Source organism: Bacillus atrophaeus, assembly GCF_039519175.1.
Classification (GTDB): Bacteria; Bacillota; Bacilli; order Bacillales; family Bacillaceae; genus Bacillus; species Bacillus atrophaeus.
Window position 1 is genome coordinate 1589095 of record NZ_CP154443.1, and the last position, 17507, is coordinate 1606601.

At 45.3% G+C, this 17507-nt stretch carries 15 protein-coding genes; 10 read left to right on the forward strand and 5 right to left on the reverse strand.

The window, feature by feature from the left end:
- Positions 1–33: 33 nt before the first annotated feature.
- Positions 34–789, reverse strand: a complete 756-nt coding sequence (gene nagB, locus AAHT65_RS08305) for a glucosamine-6-phosphate deaminase (RefSeq protein WP_063638665.1) — start codon at positions 787–789, stop codon at positions 34–36.
- Between the two features lie 219 nt (positions 790–1008).
- Here nagB and gamR point away from each other — a divergent pair, with 219 nt between their 5' ends.
- From gamR to AAHT65_RS08320, 3 genes are all read left to right on the forward strand, one after another.
- The gene (gene gamR, locus AAHT65_RS08310; protein WP_088116413.1) at positions 1009–1716 is read left to right on the forward strand and encodes a transcriptional regulator GamR; all 708 of its coding nucleotides are present in this window, start codon (positions 1009–1011) and stop codon (positions 1714–1716) included.
- A 146-nt stretch (positions 1717–1862) separates the two neighbouring features.
- Positions 1863–2138, forward strand: a complete 276-nt coding sequence (locus tag AAHT65_RS08315) for a DUF1648 domain-containing protein (protein ID WP_258728547.1) — start codon at positions 1863–1865, stop codon at positions 2136–2138.
- Positions 2139–2409: 271 nt separating this feature from the next.
- Positions 2410–3477: a branched-chain amino acid aminotransferase gene (locus tag AAHT65_RS08320; protein WP_063638854.1), complete on the forward strand. Its 1068-nt coding sequence runs from the start codon at positions 2410–2412 to the stop codon at positions 3475–3477.
- Positions 3478–3514: 37 nt separating this feature from the next.
- Here the strand turns inward: AAHT65_RS08320 and AAHT65_RS08325 are convergent, their stop codons facing one another.
- The 4 genes from AAHT65_RS08325 to AAHT65_RS08340 form a co-directional block, all read right to left on the reverse strand.
- Complete coding sequence (locus tag AAHT65_RS08325; RefSeq protein ID WP_343311323.1) at positions 3515–4927, reverse strand: amino acid permease; 1413 nt, start codon at positions 4925–4927, stop codon at positions 3515–3517.
- 131 nt (positions 4928–5058) lie between these two features.
- A complete protein-coding gene (gene mmuM / locus AAHT65_RS08330; protein WP_343311514.1) occupies positions 5059–5991 on the reverse strand; it encodes a homocysteine S-methyltransferase in 933 nt (310 codons plus the stop codon).
- A gap of 144 nt (positions 5992–6135) precedes the next feature.
- Positions 6136–7578, reverse strand: a complete 1443-nt coding sequence (locus AAHT65_RS08335) for an alanine/glycine:cation symporter family protein (protein WP_343311324.1) — start codon at positions 7576–7578, stop codon at positions 6136–6138.
- Between the two features lie 24 nt (positions 7579–7602).
- Entirely contained in the window at positions 7603–8586 is a 984-nt protein-coding gene (locus AAHT65_RS08340; protein WP_343311325.1) for a glutaminase, read from the reverse strand.
- Between the two features lie 323 nt (positions 8587–8909).
- Between AAHT65_RS08340 and AAHT65_RS08345 the strand changes: the two genes are divergently transcribed.
- The 7 genes from AAHT65_RS08345 to AAHT65_RS08375 all read left to right on the forward strand — a co-directional run bounded on the left by AAHT65_RS08345 (position 8910) and on the right by AAHT65_RS08375 (position 17424).
- A complete protein-coding gene (locus tag AAHT65_RS08345) occupies positions 8910–10145 on the forward strand; it encodes a sensor histidine kinase (RefSeq protein ID WP_088118432.1) in 1236 nt (411 codons plus the stop codon).
- 8 nt (positions 10146–10153) lie between these two features.
- Positions 10154–11110, forward strand: a complete 957-nt coding sequence (locus tag AAHT65_RS08350; protein ID WP_343311326.1) for a DNA-binding domain-containing protein — start codon at positions 10154–10156, stop codon at positions 11108–11110.
- 243 nt (positions 11111–11353) lie between these two features.
- Complete coding sequence (kdgD, locus tag AAHT65_RS08355) at positions 11354–12280, forward strand: 5-dehydro-4-deoxyglucarate dehydratase (RefSeq protein WP_343311515.1); 927 nt, start codon at positions 11354–11356, stop codon at positions 12278–12280.
- A gap of 34 nt (positions 12281–12314) precedes the next feature.
- Positions 12315–13781 (forward strand): alpha-ketoglutaric semialdehyde dehydrogenase GucD, encoded by a 1467-nt coding sequence (gene gucD / locus AAHT65_RS08360; RefSeq protein ID WP_343311327.1) that lies wholly within the window; start codon positions 12315–12317, stop codon positions 13779–13781.
- Positions 13782–13874: 93 nt separating this feature from the next.
- The gene (locus AAHT65_RS08365; RefSeq protein WP_088116419.1) at positions 13875–15248 is read left to right on the forward strand and encodes an MFS transporter; all 1374 of its coding nucleotides are present in this window, start codon (positions 13875–13877) and stop codon (positions 15246–15248) included.
- Positions 15249–15284: 36 nt separating this feature from the next.
- Positions 15285–16652, forward strand: coding sequence for a glucarate dehydratase (gene gudD / locus AAHT65_RS08370; protein WP_343311328.1), 1368 nt, complete (start codon positions 15285–15287; stop codon positions 16650–16652).
- Positions 16653–16722: 70 nt separating this feature from the next.
- Positions 16723–17424 carry a FadR/GntR family transcriptional regulator gene (locus AAHT65_RS08375; protein ID WP_343311329.1) on the forward strand — a complete coding sequence of 234 codons (702 nt, stop codon included), beginning with the start codon at positions 16723–16725 and terminating at the stop codon, positions 17422–17424.
- Positions 17425–17507 lie beyond the last annotated feature (83 nt).

Consider the following 17507-nt stretch of genomic DNA (forward strand, 5'->3'; position numbering starts at 1 on the left):
TTTAAACATGGAAGCCTCCTTTTCTGCATGAAGTTATGATGTCCGGTATAAAGATTGATTCTTTAATTTTTGCCCTGCTTTTTGATCGACGATAACGGTTACATTGTGATGCGTTTGCAGAATGGAGGCCGGCATGTCCGGAGTGACGGGGCCTTCAGCCATTTGCTGGATCGCGTCCGCTTTCTCTTCACCGTTTGCTAATAAGACAATGTGCTTGCTGAATTCCATAATCGTTTTGATTCCCATTGAAATCGCGAGTCTGGGAACGAGCGCAGTATCGCCAAAAAATCTTGCATTTGCTTCGATTGTGCTTTCTGACAGCCGGACTACTCGTGTTCTGGCTTCCGGATCAGAACCCGGTTCGTTAAAGCCGATATGGCCATTAGAGCCGATCCCGAGAATTTGAAGATCAATTCCTCCTGCGCGGCGGATGAGATCCTCATACTGCTTGCACTCAGCTTCAAGCTGAGGGTGATCCCCTTGAGGAATGTGAATGTTGTCCGGGTGTATATTAACATGCTGAAAAAAATGATCATTCATAAATTTATTATAACTTTCAGGATGTGATCGAGAGAGCCCGACATATTCATCCAGATTAAATGTAGTAACATTTGAAAAATCAACATCCCCGGATTGATAATCCAGAATGAGCTTTTTGTACAGGCCGATCGGCGTGCTGCCGGTTGCCAGTCCGAGAACCGCCGCCTCTTGTGTTCGAACGCACTTCTTTACAATATCAGCGCTTACTTCACAAAGATTATCATAGTGGTCTGCAATGATAATATTCATGTGGCACCTCCTATTTTGATATAGACAAATATGAAATTTGTATTAGTAAATTGAATATTTGTTACTACGAATTTAGCACCTTAAACAGGAAACTGTCAATATCATTTTCAGATAATTTGTTATGAAAGGATGATACCAATCTTTTATAAATCATTTGTAGATGATATTATTAGGACAACCATAGAAGATCGTTATGTATTCAGGATAGGGAGGAACGCTATGACGGCTCTATATTCAGTTATCAAGTTTAAAATCATTGAATTGATCAAGTCAGGCAAATACCAGGCAAATGATCAGCTGCCGACAGAAAGTGAGTTTTGCGAGCAATATGATGTCAGCAGAACCACTGTGAGACTGGCTTTACAGCAGCTGGAGCTGGAGGGGTATATTAAGAGAATCCAAGGAAAAGGAACATTTGTGTCAGCGGCAAAAATCCAAGCGCCGATTCCGCATAAGATCACGAGTTTTGCAGAACAAATGAGAGGGCTTCGTTCAGAGTCAAAGGTGCTTGAGCTTGTTGTGATACCCGCTGATCACTCCATCGCGGAGCTTCTGAAAGTGAAGGTAAATGATCCCGTTAACAAACTGGTCAGAGTAAGATATGCGGAAGATGAGCCTTTGCAATATCATACGTCGTATATACCGTGGAAAGCCGCTCCGGGATTGGGTCAGGAAGAATGCACGGGATCGCTGTTTGCTTTGCTGAGGACAAAATACCATATACAAATCAGCCGCGGCACGGAGTCTATTGAACCGATTTTGACGGATGAAACGATCAGCGGCCATCTATTAACCAACGTTGGAGCCCCGGCATTTTTATCAGAGTCCCTTACATATGATGAAAATGAGGAAGTCGTGGAATACGCCCAAATTATCACAAGGGGCGACCGGACGAAGTTTATGGTGGAACAAACGTATCGCGTATAATTTTCAGAAGAAAGAAACCGCTTAGCTCGACAGCTTTTTAATCGTTTAACTCCCTTTAGTATGTGCTTTGTATTTAAAGCAGGTTTTAAAAGCGGATAAGTAAAACAGCGAACGGTATAAAATCTTTAACACGAAGAGGTGTGCGTATGTTTTTAATGAATAAAAGAGTGCTGTGGGGATCGGTTGTTATTGCTTTTATCCTGTCGATTGCTTTTTATCCGTATCTTCCGGCTGATATGCCCATTCATTATGATGTAACTATTCAACCGGATATGTCGATACATAAGATGATCGGTGTCTTGGTTCTGCCCGTTCTTATGATTGTTTTTATGTTTCTAAGAAACACGGCTGCCCGGCTTTGCTATGTGGTGTATGTTTTGCTAATCCTTCATATTGTTGTTTTGTGGTTAGCGTTACGTTAATGAAATAGCCGGAGGGAGCCCGGCTGTTTTTTCTTTATTCTTTTCCCTAATCGCCCTTCATCTTACAAATCATGTATTGTATAATAAATAAATATCATACTGAATATTGTGAAAATAATTTGTTGCAATCCAGTATAAGATCATCTTTTCGGTTGAGGCAAGTGAAACTGCCGGGTGATAAAGCAGCCTGTTGAAAGGAAAGGCGGTAAGGATCTGCTACTTTAAATTGACTGAAAATTTAAACAACTATGAGCAGAAAGGTGTGCGTGTCGTGAATAAGCTTATTGAAAGAGTTAAGGTAACTGAAAGAAAAGAAAAACCGGACCCATCTTCACTCGGATTCGGGCAGTATTTCACTGATTATATGTTTGTGATGGATTATGAGGAAGGGAAAGGGTGGCATCGTCCTAGGATCGCTCCGTATGAGCCAGTCACGTTAGCCCCGTCTGCTTCTGTTTTTCATTACGGCCAGGCGGTTTTTGAAGGGTTGAAGGCCTATAGAGCGGCGGATGACCGGATTTTGCTGTTTCGGCCCGATCAAAATATAAAAAGATTAAACAGATCATGCCGGCGAATGAGTATGCCTTCTTTGGATGAGAACGTCGTGCTGGAGGCGCTGACTCAGTTAATTGATTTGGAAAAAGAATGGGTGCCGAGGGAAAGGGGAACGTCTCTATATATTCGGCCTTTTGTTATTGCGACAGAACCATGTTTAGGCGTCAGGCCTTCAAAGAGTTATACATTTATGATCGTGCTGTCTCCTGTCGGCTCATATTATTCATCCCAATTAGAGCCGGCTAAGATTTATGTGGAAGATGAGTACGTCAGAGCAGTAAACGGCGGAGTGGGCAATGCCAAAACTTCCGGAAATTACGCCGCCAGCTTGCAGGCCCAGCAAAAAGCGAACGAATTAGGATACGATCAGGTATTGTGGCTCGACGCTATTGAAAAGAAATACGTGGAAGAAGTAGGGAGCATGAACATCTTTTTTGTTATCAACGGGGAAGTTGTCACCCCGGCGTTAAGCGGGAGCATCTTGAGCGGGATCACACGCGCTTCCGTTATTGATCTGTTGCGAAGCTGGAACATTCACGTCAGAGAAGAGCGGATCTCAATAGAAGAGATTTACGATGCATCGGTTCGGGGAGATATAACAGAGATTTTTGGGACGGGAACGGCTGCTGTTATTACACCTGTCGATGAATTGAATTGGCATGGGAAGAAGCTTTCGATCAATGACGGCCGGATCGGAAGAATCGCAGAAAAGCTGCATCAGACCCTTACCGATATCCAGCTTGGCAAAGAGCAAGACGCATTTCATTGGGTAGTGGAAGTATGATGAAAAAGAAGAACCTGTACGGCACAGGTTCTTCTTTTTATTTTGAATGGGTCACTTTGGCAGCCGAACGGCTTTTTCGGTTCTTCGCGTAATAAACCGCATAACACAAGGCCATAAACGGCACACCGCAATATAAGGCGATTCTTTGATTCGGATCAAATGCGATGCCGATGCAGGACGCGAGACATAGTAGGAACGCGGCGATCGGCACAGCGGGATAACAAGGTGTGCGGTATTTTAAATCAGTGACTTTGTTGCCTTCTTCCAAAAAACGTTTTCTGAACATGAATTGGGATGCGGCAATGCCCATCCAGACCACAACGACCGCAAACCCTGAGATGGATACCAGGACCAGGTAGACGGTGCCGGGCGCGAACACACTGGAAAGCAATGATAAAATACCGCCGATCATACTGAAGATCAAAGCGTTAAACGGAATTCCTTTGGAGGTGAGCTTCGCAAAGGAAGGGTGCAGTGTTTTCTCTTTAGACAGTGACCACAGCATACGTGATGAAGCGTACAGCCCGGAATTGGCGGCGGAAAGCAGTGCGGTCAAAATCACGATATTCATGATGTCAGCGGCATAGGGGACGCCGACTCTGTCAAAGACGACAACAAACGGGCTTTGGATGACGCCCGCTTCTTTAATGGGAATCATTCCTGAAAGAACAAATATCGTCCCGACAAAGAAAAGCGCGAGCCGCCAAATGGTTGTTTTAATGGCTCTCGGTATGTTTTTTTCAGGATCAACGCTTTCTCCGGCGGCAATGCCGATCAGCTCCGTGCCTGAAAATGCAAAATTGACGGAGAGCATGGTCATGAATATAGGAAGAAAACCATGCGGGAAGAGTCCTCCCTCTCCCATGAAATTTGAAAGCATCGGCACGGTTTCTGAATTTTTGATCGGAATGATGCCAAACATCGCCGCTCCGCCTAAAATGATAAATAATAAAATGGCTAACACTTTGATGCTTGAAAACCAAAATTCTGATTCAGCAAAAAATTTCACAGAAAACGCATTTAATAAAAAAATTAACAGGGCGAAAACAGCGCTCCACATCCAGACTGAGGTATGGGGGAACCATCGCTGCATCAGTAACCCGGAGGCGGTAAACTCAGAGCCTAATGCCACGGCCCATGTCAGCCAGTACAGCCATGCGACAGTGAACCCCGTTCCGGGTCCTATGTATTTCGCTGCGTAGGTATGAAATGCGCCCGTAACCGGCATGGCAACGGATAATTCTCCAAGGCACAGCATCACAAGGTATACGATTCCGGCGCCGACTAAATATGCGAGAATGGTTCCCGCGGGGCCTGCTTGCTGAATCGTATAGCCGGAACTTAGGAACAGCCCGGTGCCAATGACGCCTCCCAGTGACAGCATAAAGAGATGTCTGCTTTTCATACTTCTCTGAAAGTTTGTCTCATTCTTGTTGTTAACGGATTTCATCTTTTTCCAACTTTCTTTAGAACGATTTTTATACCTATCTAATAAAAAATCTCATGTCAGGTGACACGAGACTTCGGTGAAACAACTTTTAGCATAGAATATACAAACTATTCCGATAAGTCAAATGGATTTTAAGATCTCGCCCAGTCAGCAATGGCTTTGATGTCCTCAGGAGTCGTTCTGCAGCAGCCTCCGATGAGCTGTGCACCACATTTATGCCAGTTTTGAGCGCTTTTTTTGTATGGCTCTGCACATGCCGCTCCGTTCCATGTTTTGGTGTCCGGATCGTATTGCTCGCCTGAATTCGGATAGACGATGATCGGTTTTGCTGTATTCTTTTTACATTCTTTAATTAATGAAGGAATGTATTGAATCGGGGTGCAGTTGATACCCGCCGCTGCCACTTGGCCGTGCTGATCGAGCCATTTTGCACATTCGGCAACCGGGGTTCCATCGCTGATATGCTTCTCGTCTTTTGCGCTGAAGCTGATCCAGGCATACGTTCCGGGAAATTTCTGCAGCAGCCTGACAATGGCTTTTGCTTCTGAGAGGCATGGAATGGTTTCACAAGCCAAAATATCAGCTCCGGCTTCAATAAGGGCTTTCATCCGCGGCATGTGAAAATCCATCAGTTCTTCCTCTGTCATCTGATAATCTCCTCGATATTCGGAGCCGTCAGCAAGAAAGGCGCCATAAGGGCCGACTGACGCGGCGACAATAGGCTTCGGCCGGTCTGAGCTTTTGTGTTGTTCCCAAAACTCGTCCCTTGCTTCCGCCGCGATATGGACAGACTTCTGAATAAGCCGCAATGCTTCCGCTCTGTTTACCCCGCGTGCTGCAAAGCCTTCAATCGTGGACTGATAACTGGCGGTAATCGCGCAGTCCGCCCCAGCCGCGAAATAATCGGTATGAACCTGTTTAATAAGATTCGGCTGCTCCATCAGGATTTTTGCAGACCAGAGGCTGTCATTCAAGTCACAGCCCTTGCGTTCAAGCTCAGTAGCCATTGCGCCGTCTAATATGAGCATGGGAAATGTATCTAAAATGTGTGTAATAGGATTCATGGTAAGCACCTGAACGCTTCCTTTCTGACTTTTTAAAAATATATGAAAATGGTAATGGACAGCTTCTTATTTGTCAATGAAGGTTTTCATCTCATTAAAGTAATAAAAGGTGTTCAGATTGGTCATATCTGAACACCTTTTATATTATGATATGTGTTTATTTTTTGGATCTATTATAGCTTCAGAGTGCTCCCAGCATTCAATGCCGTCATGGTCTTTCAGCACATTTTTATAGAACACGGGATCTTTTCCTGCTTTTTTCTGACGCATATAGTCATGCAGTGCAGTAAACACTACTTTTGATAATAAGAAAATGGCAATTAAATTCACAACCACCATCAAGCCCATAAATAAATCAGCCAAATCCCAGACTAGCTGGACTTTCGAAACACAGCCGAATACGACCATTGCCAGTACGCCGATTCGATAGATAAATAACCACATTTTATTATTATTTTTGTTTAAAAATCCAATATTGGTTTCTCCGTAATAGTAGTTTCCTATTAACGCACAGAATCCAAATAATAATATCAGGATGGCAAGGAACCCTGATGCCCACGGCCCGATGTGCGAGCTAAGGGCGGCTTGGGTCAATGCGATTCCGCTTAGCCCCGGCTGGTGATAAGCGTCGGAAAACAAAATGATGAAAGCGGTGCTTGTACAAATGATTAACGTATCTGTCAGAACACCGAATGCCTGAATCAGGCCCTGCTTTACAGGGTGGCTTGTTGTTGCGGTTGCGGCTGCATTCGGCGCGCTTCCCATTCCTGCTTCATTTGAAAATATCCCGCGTCTGACACCTTGCATTAACGCAGCGCCCAAAGCGCCGCCTGCCGCCTGTTCAAACCCAAACGCATTTTTCACGATCAGTGACAGCACTCCGGGCAGTTGTGTAATATTTGTGAGAATAACGAAGAAAGCAACTCCGATATATAACACGGCTAACACAACGACGATATATTCAGATAGTTTTGCAATCCGTTTGATACCGCCAAAAATAATAGCGCCGAAGACAATGATTAAGATGATTCCCAAGGTGAGGCGGTCCGTTCCGAACGCGTTTTCAAATGCAATACTGATCGTATTGGATTGGACCGAGTTAAATACGATACCGAACGATAAGGTGATTAAAATAGCGAACAGTGCGCCCATCCATCGTTTTTTCAGCCCTTTTTCCATGTAGTAAGCCGGGCCGCCGCGGAAACCGTTTTGATCCTTCACTTTATAAACTTGCGCTAGCGTACTTTCAACAAAGCTTGAAGCCGAACCAATGATTGCAATGATCCACATCCAGAAGATGGCGCCGGGTCCACCCAAGGCAATCGCAATGGCAATTCCCGTGATATTTCCCGTTCCGACACGGGCCGCCATGCTGATACAAAACGCTTGGAATGGAGAAATATCGGTTTTAGACCGAGCTGCCGCGCCTTCTTTTAAAACGCGGACCATTTCTTTCAGCATACGGACTTGTAAGAATCTCAGCCTGAACGTAAAGTACATCCCTAAGGAAAGAAGCAATACAATTAAAAGTTTCGACCAAAGAAAATCATTTGTTGAACCAATGAATTCTTGAAAAATTTGCTGCATCCTATCACCTCTTGTTTCGATTTTTTAAAAAATGCTGAGCTCCCACTCTTGTGCGATATGCTTCAAGAGCATTCCGCCTGTCAGGCTGTTTCCGTACTCATCAATGGCCGGACCGTAAATACCGATGCCGCAGCCATTTTGAAAGGGCTGCTCTCTTCTCGCGCTTGGGGGAACCAAGGCCATGATTCCGCCGGATACACCGCTTTTGGCGGGCACGCCGACAAATGCCGCATATTTGCCTGAGGCATTGTACATGCCGCATGTCAGCATTAATGCTTTGGCCAGTTTTGCCACGTCTTTCGGAATTACTTGCTGTTGCCGGATCGGGTGATAGCCGTCATGGGCGAGAATCAATCCGATCAAAGCGATGTCTTCCGTAGTGCCTTCCATGGCGCATTGTTTAAGGTACACCTCTAATGTCTCTTCTACATCCGCTTCCAAAAAGTCTGTTTCTTTTAAATAGTAGGCCAGCGCCCGGTTTCGGTGGGCGGTTTCCCACTCAGACCGGAAGACTTCCTCATGAATTCCGGGCCGTTTGCCTATCATTCTCTCGATAACGGAGTAAAGATACTCTAATTTATCGTGTGCCGATTCTCCTGGAAGAAGAGAGGCGATGGTAATGGCGCCTGCGTTGATCATAGGATTAAATGGTTTTCCCGGCTTGTGTATTTCCAGCCGGATGATGGAATTAAACGCATCGCCGGTCGGCTCAACGTCAACACGATCGAGCACATAGGAAATCCCGCGGCTCATACATGCGGCGATAAAGCTGACCACTTTTGAGATGCTTTGCAGCGTGAAAGGAACTTTCCAATCGCCGGCATGTATCATCTTTCCGTCGGGCTCTGTTATACAAATGCCAAGCTGTGAGTCATTGATTTTTCCTAAAGCGGGGATATAATTCGCGCTTCGGCCATTGGCGGCAAAGGGGCGGTAATGGTCTACCCAGTCATTTAGAAGTGAAGCCCAGTCCGTTGTTACAGGACGCTCCTTTACGAGTTCTTTCATAAAATTCCTCCTATCTATAACGTGTTCATTAATATGAGGGATGCAGATCAAATTGAGAGAAGCAGCAGCGGAAGGGTGTTAAACGTTTTCATGAAATGGAAAAGGTATATTTACTGTATAATGACAACTACAGAATCATACAAAATACGACAAAAACATTTTTAAAATAAGCCGATGGATTTATAAAAAGGAGGTCCGTGCTTCCATACTGGGTCAAAAGAGATTTGCAGGTTTTCAGTTAAATATCCAAAATAAAAAAGGAGGAAGTGATCACGATAAAACTTGAGTATTTTCTAAAAAAAGACGGTTATATTTTGGCTCTCATGCTGATTACCGTGCCGCTTGCCGGCGAACTGAAATTTTATCCTCTGAATGAAGAATTCCGTATCAGCTTCGGCGCACCGGCTTTTTTCTTTTTCTTATTACTGTTAAGACATGTGCCGGCAGTGTTACCGGGGCTTTTGACAGGAACAGCGGTTGTCGCATTTCGTGTGTTCCTGGAATTATACGGCGGGGAACATGCCGAATTGATTTCCGTTTTGAGTGACCAATCGTCCAGCTTTTTCTTTTACTTTACATATGCATGTTTGTTTTATTTCTTAAAGGTAAAGCGTTTTCGTGATCGGCCGTTTATGCTTGGTTTTATTGGGTTTATGATCGAAATTGCATCTGATTGCATCGAGCTGGCCGTGCAATTTTTCATCTATGGGACGGTTGTGACACCGGAAAAAATAACAGATATTGCGGTGATCTCCATTTCCCACACGTTTATCGTTCTTAGCTTTTTTAATGTGATGAAGCTGTATGAGGCGCAATCAAGGGAAAAGCAAACCCGAAGACAAAATGAGCACATGCTGATGATCGTCTCGAATTTATACGAGGAAACGGTTCAATTGAAAAAAACGCTGAAAACGACAGAACACGTGACAAACGAATCGTACCAGCTGTACCGGGAATTGAATGGGAAAGATGAGCTGCTCAGCAGCAGAATCTTAAGGCTGGCCGGTGAGATTCATGAAGTGAAAAAAGACAATCAGCGAATATTTGCCGGTCTATCAAAACTGATTTCAAATGAAAGCTTCAGAGATTATATGAATGCCGCCGATTTGATTCAGCTTGTCATTCGAATGAATGAAAAGTATGCGGAGTCTATGGGAAAAGATATTGCGTTTCACTATTCGATAGAGGGAAAGCATACCGATTATCATGTATTTATCATTCTTTCTATTATTAATAACTTGACGGCTAATGCGGTTGAGGCAATGAGGGGCAAGGGAATGGTCGTCCTTAGGCTTCGTGAGCTTGAAGGAGGTATGGTAGAATTTCAGGTGGAAGACAATGGTCCCGGCATTCCTGAGAAAATCGGAGAAATTGTATTTGATCCGGGATTCACCTCAAAGTATGACGAATTTGGCACTCCCTCGACAGGAATCGGACTCTCATATGTAAAGGAAATCGTGACAGACCTTGACGGGGATATCAGGTTTCAAAACAAGCAAAACGGTGGTGTGGTTTTTACCATCAGGCTGCCGGCCCGGCATTTGATTCAGAAAGGGTGATTCCATATATGCGTTTTTTTATAGCGGATGATGACCGTGCGGTTCGTTCCATCCTGAGACAGATCATAGAAGATGAAGATCTGGGAGAAGTGGCGGGTGAAGCAGAGGACGGATGCCAAGTGGAAGGGCATACGCTGCATTTTAAAAAGGTCGATATTTTGTTAATTGATTTATTAATGCCGGTACGCGACGGCATTGAGACGATACGCCACCTTAAAGACTCCTACTCTGGAAAAATAGTGATGATTTCGCAAGTGGAAGCAAAGGAAATGGTGGGAGAAGCATATTCTCTCGGCATTGAATATTTTATCCATAAGCCTATTAACCGTATTGAAATGATAAGCGTTCTGCGAAAGGTGAGAGAACGGGTGGAGCTGGAAAACTCAATTGGAGATATTCAAAACTCCTTAAGCCGGCTGGTCAATCGGAATGAATCTGCAAACGCCCGCCCTCAAAATAAGAATGGCAAAAGCGTAAAAGAAACCGGAACCTTTCTTTTATCAGAGCTGGGCATTATGGGAGAAAGCGGAGCACACGACTTAATGGCGATTCTTCAGTATTTATTTGAGTATGAACAAGCCGCGCCTTTTGAAAAAAACATGCCGTCTTTAAAACAGATCTTCACAAATGTCGCAGAACGAAAACTCGGGGCGGCGGCATCACAAGCCGATATTAATCGGGAAACGAAAGCTTCGGAACAACGTATACGCAGAGCCATTATCCATTCGTTACACCATTTTGCCTCTTTAGGCACAACAGATTTTTCAAATCCAAAGTTTGAAAACTACGCATCGAAATTCTTTGATTTTCCGGTCGTCAGCCAGAAAATGAAAGAAATGCAATCCAACGATAAAAGACCTGTCGCACCTGCAAGAGTGAATACAAAAAAATTCATTCACGTGTTCTTTTTGGAAGCGAAGTATTTGAGTGAGAATTTCAGAAACGGAAGAGAAAGAAGTATGTAAACACTGGCAGCCGGTCTCGATCGGCTGTCTTTTTTTGTTCTGAATCTTGCCTGAAGCATAGGATTTTCCTGATCTTTTCCCTACAAAAACAAAGAAATCTGAAAATAAAGATATTGACATATTGTTTATTTGTCTTACAATAAAACAAAAGCCCAAAGGGAAAGGAGAGAGTGTCAGAGGTTTGTTTATAGAGCGCTTTCATATTTCTGGAGCAAATCACCACAAACTATAGGAGGTTATATGATGAGCCGTATAAGGAAAGCACCAACAGGAATTTTAGGTTTTCCAGTTGCTCCTTTTAACAGGCAAGGCAAATTAGAGGAGGAAGCCCTTTTTCAAAATATCGAATTTTTGTTAGAAGAAGGGTTGGAGGCGATTTTTATCGCTTGCGGATCTGGTGAATTTCAATCTCTCAGCCAGAAAGAATATGAGCAAATGGTGGAAGTCGCGGTTTCGGCAGCCGGCGGAAAGGTCCCCGTATACACTGGAGTGGGAGGCAATCTCAGTACAGCGCTGGATTGGGCGGAAATATCCCAGAAAAAAGGAGCGGACGGCTATTTGATTCTGCCTCCTTACCTGGTGCATGGCGAGCAGGAAGGCTTATACCAATATGTGAAGACGATTATTGAAAGCACGGATCTTAACGCCATTCTCTATCAGCGTGATAACGCGGTGCTTTCTCTCCGGCAGGTCAAACGTCTGACGGAGCTTGAACAGCTTGTGGGCGTGAAGGACGGTCTGGGAAATATAGATTTGAATATTAATCTCGCTTATACGATAGGAGACCGTTTAGGTTGGCTCAACGGGATGCCGATGGCTGAGGTGACGATGCCGGCTTATATGCCGATCGGCTTTCACTCCTACTCTTCAGCAATCTCCAATTATATTCCGCACATTTCAAGAATGTTTTTTGAGGCCTTAAAAAACGGAGACCAGCAATTAGTAAAGGAACTTTATCAGCATGTAATCCTGCCGATCAACGATATTCGAAAACAAAGAAATGGATACGCTGTCTCTTTGATTAAAGCCGGTATGGAGATCATGGGAATGAATGTAAGAAATACAGCCAGACCGCCAGTCGGACCGGTAGAAAAAGAGCATTATCAACAATTAGAAACGATTTTAAAACGAGCGGCAGACCGATTTCCCAAAAAAGCCGCAACGGTGTAACGATCAATTTCAAAACAGGAAAGGGGCAATTGGCATGTCTGTGATGACGGAAAAAAACACATACCTTAATTATATTAATGGAGAGTGGGTCAAATCCCATTCAGGCGATATGGTAAAGGTCGAGAATCCGGCTGATATCCATGATCTTGTGGGCTATGTGCAAAACTCGACGGCTGAAGATGTGGACCGGGCCGCAGCGGCTGCAAATGAAGCGAAAGCGGCATGGAGAAAGCTGTCTGGCGCTGAACGGGGCCAATACTTGTACAAAACGGCGGATATCATGGAACAGCGTCTGGATGAAATTGCAGCCTGCGCTACACGCGAGATGGGTAAAACACTGCCGGAAGCAAAAGGGGAAACCGCCAGAGGGATTGCCATCCTTCGATATTACGCCGGAGAAGGCATGCGCAAAACAGGCGATGTCATTCCGTCTACTGACAAAGACGCGCTGATGTTTACAACCCGTGTTCCTCTCGGGGTGGTCGGCGTTATTTCTCCATGGAACTTCCCGGTCGCAATCCCGATTTGGAAAATGGCTCCGGCATTGGTGTACGGCAATACCGTTGTCATTAAACCAGCGACAGAAACAGCTATTACCTGTGCGAAAATCATCGCATGCTTTGAAGAAGCGGGGCTTCCGGCGGGCGTTATCAATTTGGTGACAGGCCCGGGATCAGTCGTCGGCCAAGGACTTGCCGAGCATAATGGAGTGAACGGCATCACATTCACCGGATCGAACCAGGTTGGAAAAATCATCGGGCGAGCCGCTTTAGAACGGGGAGCCAAGTACCAGCTTGAAATGGGCGGGAAAAACCCGATCATCGTAACAAATGAAGCTGATCTTGATGCCGCCGCTGAAGCAGCGATTACCGGCGCATTCCGTTCGACCGGCCAAAAGTGCACAGCCACCAGCCGTGTCATTGTACAAAGTGAGGTTTACGACAGATTCAAAGAAAAATTAATACAGCGCACAAAAGACATTACCATCGGTAACAGCTTAAAAGAAGACGTATGGATGGGACCGATCGCAAGCAAGAATCAGCTTGATCATTGCCTTTCCTATATCGAAAAAGGAATACGAGAGGGCGCTTCCCTTTTGATCGGGGGAGAAAAGCTGGAGGCTGGAGACTATCAAAATGGTTACTATGTTCAGCCCGCAATCTTTGATAACGTCACCTCTGACATGACCATTGCCCAGGAAGAGATTTTCGGACCGGTCATCGCCTTATTGAAGGTCGACACAATGGAAGAGGCTTTAGATATCGCCAATGATGTGAAGTTTGGACTAAGTGCTTCGCTTTTCACTCAAAACATCGGCCATATGCTGTCTTTTATAGATGATATTGAAGCAGGACTTGTTCGGGTCAACGCAGAAAGCGCAGGGGTTGAACTTCAGGCTCCTTTTGGCGGCCTCAAACAATCAAGCTCCCACTCCCGCGAACAGGGCGAGGCGGCTAAAGACTTTTTCACGGCGATTAAAACCGTTTTTATTAAACAGTAATGATTCCTTGCGTTGGAAAGGGGCAGTTGTCTCTTTCCAATCTCTATTACCGGCCAGCATATTTTTCTCTAAATTGATAAAGGAGAAGATGTTATGAAAAAAGACAAAGCGAATTTTTCACCTGCGGGCAAAAAAACATCTGTGCGCTGGTTCATCGTATTTATGCTGTTTGTTGTGACGTCAATCAATTATGCGGACCGCGCGACGCTTTCCATTGCGGGTGATGCTGTCCAGCAAGACCTTGGATTGGATTCAGTGGCCATGGGGTATGTTTTTTCCGCTTTCGGCTGGGCATATGTCATCGCGCAGCTTCCCGGAGGCTGGCTGCTTGATCGTTTCGGTTCTAAAACCATTATCGCCTTAAGCATTTTTTTTTGGTCATTCTTTACGCTGCTGCAAGGCGCGATTGGATTTTTTTCCGCTGGGACTGCTATTATCCTGCTGTTTACACTGCGTTTTTTGGTGGGGATTTCTGAAGCGCCGTCATTTCCGGGGAACGGCAGAGTGGTTGCCTCATGGTTCCCAAGCGCCGAGCGCGGCACGGCTTCAGCCTTCTTTAATTCAGCTCAATACTTCGCTATCGTTATTTTTTCTCCTTTAATGGGCTGGCTCACCCATTCTTTCGGCTGGCATTCTGTCTTTGTTGTCATGGGTGTGGGGGGAATCCTTCTAACTTTTGTTTGGCTTAAAACGGTGTATGAACCGAAAAAGCATCCGAAGGTCAACCAAGCTGAACTCGAGTATATTGAAAAAGGCGGCGGGCTGATTTCAATGGATGACAGCCGGGAAGAAAGCAAGCAGAAAAAGGAATCCAAATGGCCGTATATCAAGCAATTATTAACGAACCGTATGTTAATCGGCGTGTACATCGCGCAATATTGCATTACAACGCTCACCTATTTCTTTCTGACATGGTTTCCGGTATATCTGGTTCAAGCCCGCGGAATGTCCATCCTTGAAGCGGGGTTTGTGGCTTCGATGCCGGCGCTGTGCGGATTTGCAGGCGGAGTGCTTGGCGGCATCGTATCTGACTTTTTACTGAAAAAAGGCCGTTCACTCACTTTTGCCAGAAAAGTGCCGATCATTATCGGGATGCTGCTGTCTTGCAGTATGATCATCTGCAACTATACAGAATCTGCTTGGCTTGTCGTTGTGATCATGTCACTCGCGTTTTTCGGAAAAGGCTTCGGCGCGTTGGGCTGGGCTGTTGTTTCCGATACGTCTCCGAAAGAGTGTGCGGGATTAAGCGGCAGTTTGTTTAATACATTTGGCAATATTGCTTCTATCACCACCCCGATTATTATCGGTTATATTGTAAACGCAACGGGATCATTTAATGGCGCGCTCGTCTTTGTAGGCGCTAACGCGATCGCGGCGATTCTCAGCTATTTGCTGCTTGTCGGGCCGATCAAACGGGTCGTGTTGAAGAAACAAGAGCAAAACCCCGATCAATCACTGCCTGTCTAATAATTTTGAAAGCGTTTTACATGAGGAGGATGAAAAATGAGTTCACCAATACAGGAGCAGGTTCAAAAAGAAAATAGATCGAATATTCCGTCTATTACTGAAATGAAGGTTATTCCAACAGCGGGTCACGACAGCATGCTTTTGAATTTAAGCGGAGCCCACAGCCCGTTTTTCACCCGAAATATCGTTATTTTAACAGACAGCAGCGGGAAACAGGGTGTCGGTGAGGTGCCTGGCGGAGAAAAAATCCGCCGCACGCTGGAGCTGGCAAAGCCGCTTGTGATCGGAAAATCAATCGGCGCGTATCAGTCGATTTTGCAAACGGTCAGAAAGCAGTTTGCAGACCAGGATAGCGGAGGCCGCGGTATCCAAACGTTTGATTTGCGAACAACGGTTCACGCCGTGACAGCATTGGAAGCGGCATTGTTAGATGTGCTGGGCAAGTTTCTCAATGAACCGGTCGCGGCTTTGCTGGGAGAAGGCAAGCAGAGGGATAAAGTGGAGATGCTCGGCTATCTATTCTACATCGGTGACCGTAAACGGACGACACTGCCGTATCAAAGCGATCAGGAGTCAGATTGTAAGTGGTTTCGCCTTCGCCACGAGGAAGCATTGACACCTGAGGCTATTGTCCGCCTTGCGGAAGCCGCTCATGAACGCTACGGCTTTCAGGATTTCAAACTGAAAGGCGGCGTACTGCGGGGAGAGGAAGAAATGGAAGCCATCACCGCGTTATCAAAACGTTTTCCTGATGCGAGAATTACTCTAGATCCGAACGGGGCATGGTCATTAGACGAAGCGATCGAATTATGTAAAGGGCAGCATGGCGTGCTTGCGTATGCCGAAGACCCATGCGGGGCAGAAAACGGTTATTCCGCTCGCGAAGTGATGGCCGAATTCCGCCGCGCGACAGGGCTGCCGACTGCAACCAATATGATTGCGACCGACTGGCGGGAAATGGGGCATGCGATTCAATTGTATGCCGTAGATATTCCGTTAGCTGATCCGCATTTCTGGACGATGCAGGGCTCGGTGCGTGTGTCGCAAATGTGCCATGATTGGGGATTGACGTGGGGCTCTCATTCTAACAATCATTTTGACATCTCACTCGCCATGTTTACCCATGTGGCAGCCGCAGCTCCGGGACGGATTACTGCGATTGATACCCATTGGATCTGGCAGGACGGGCAGCGTTTAACGAAACAGCCATTTGAGATTGCCGATGGCTATGTGAAGGTGCCGAATAAGCCGGGGCTTGGGATTGACATTGATATGGAACAAGTGGAGAAGGCGAATGCGCTGTATCAAAAAATGAATGTAGGCGCGCGCAATGACGCGGTTCCTATGCAGTTTTTGATCAATAACTGGGAGTTTAACCACAAACGGCCTTGTCTCGTTCGATAAGAATTGATTCTAAATATTGTAATAAGTTTTATTTTGTCTTACAATTGAACAACTGAAGGGGGAGTTGTTCGTGTATGAAGGTTTAGAAGAACTGAAAGTGGATTCAGTCAATCGTAAAACACTAGCTAAACAGGTGATTGAGCGGATCGTCCACTTATTATCAAGCGGCCAATTGAAGGCAGGAGATAAATTACCGACCGAAATGGAATTGATGGACATTTTACATGTCAGCAGGCCTGTCCTTCGAGAAGCATTAAGTTCGCTTGAAACGCTTGGTGTGATTACGAGAAAAACCCGTGGCGGAACCTATTTCAACGATAAAATCGGCATGCACCCGTTTTCCGTCATGCTTGCTTTAGCGCTTGATAATCTGCCGGCTATCATAGAAGCGCGGATGGCATTAGAGCTTGGATTGGTGACGATTGCCGCGGAGAAAATAAACGAAGATGAGCTCAAGCGTTTAAAGAAAACCATCGACGACATCGCCAATAGCACAGACAATAATTACGGCGAAGCGGATAAAGAATTTCACAGAGTTATTGCATTGAGCGCCAATAACCCGGTTGTCGAAGGAATGATTCAATCGTTGCTGATCACCCATGCGAAAATAGACAGTCAAATCCCGTACAGAGAAAGGGACGTTACGGTTGAATATCATAAACGAATTTATGATGCCCTTGCCAAAAGAGATCCTTATCAAGCCCATTATCACATGTATGAGCATTTGAAATTTGTGCGTGACAAGATCATAAAAGGCATGGACGGAAAATAGCCGTAACACACCAGCCGCAGATTAGATTTCATCTTTGCGGCTTTTTTTATAATAAGTACGGAAAACGCTTACAAATATTTGGA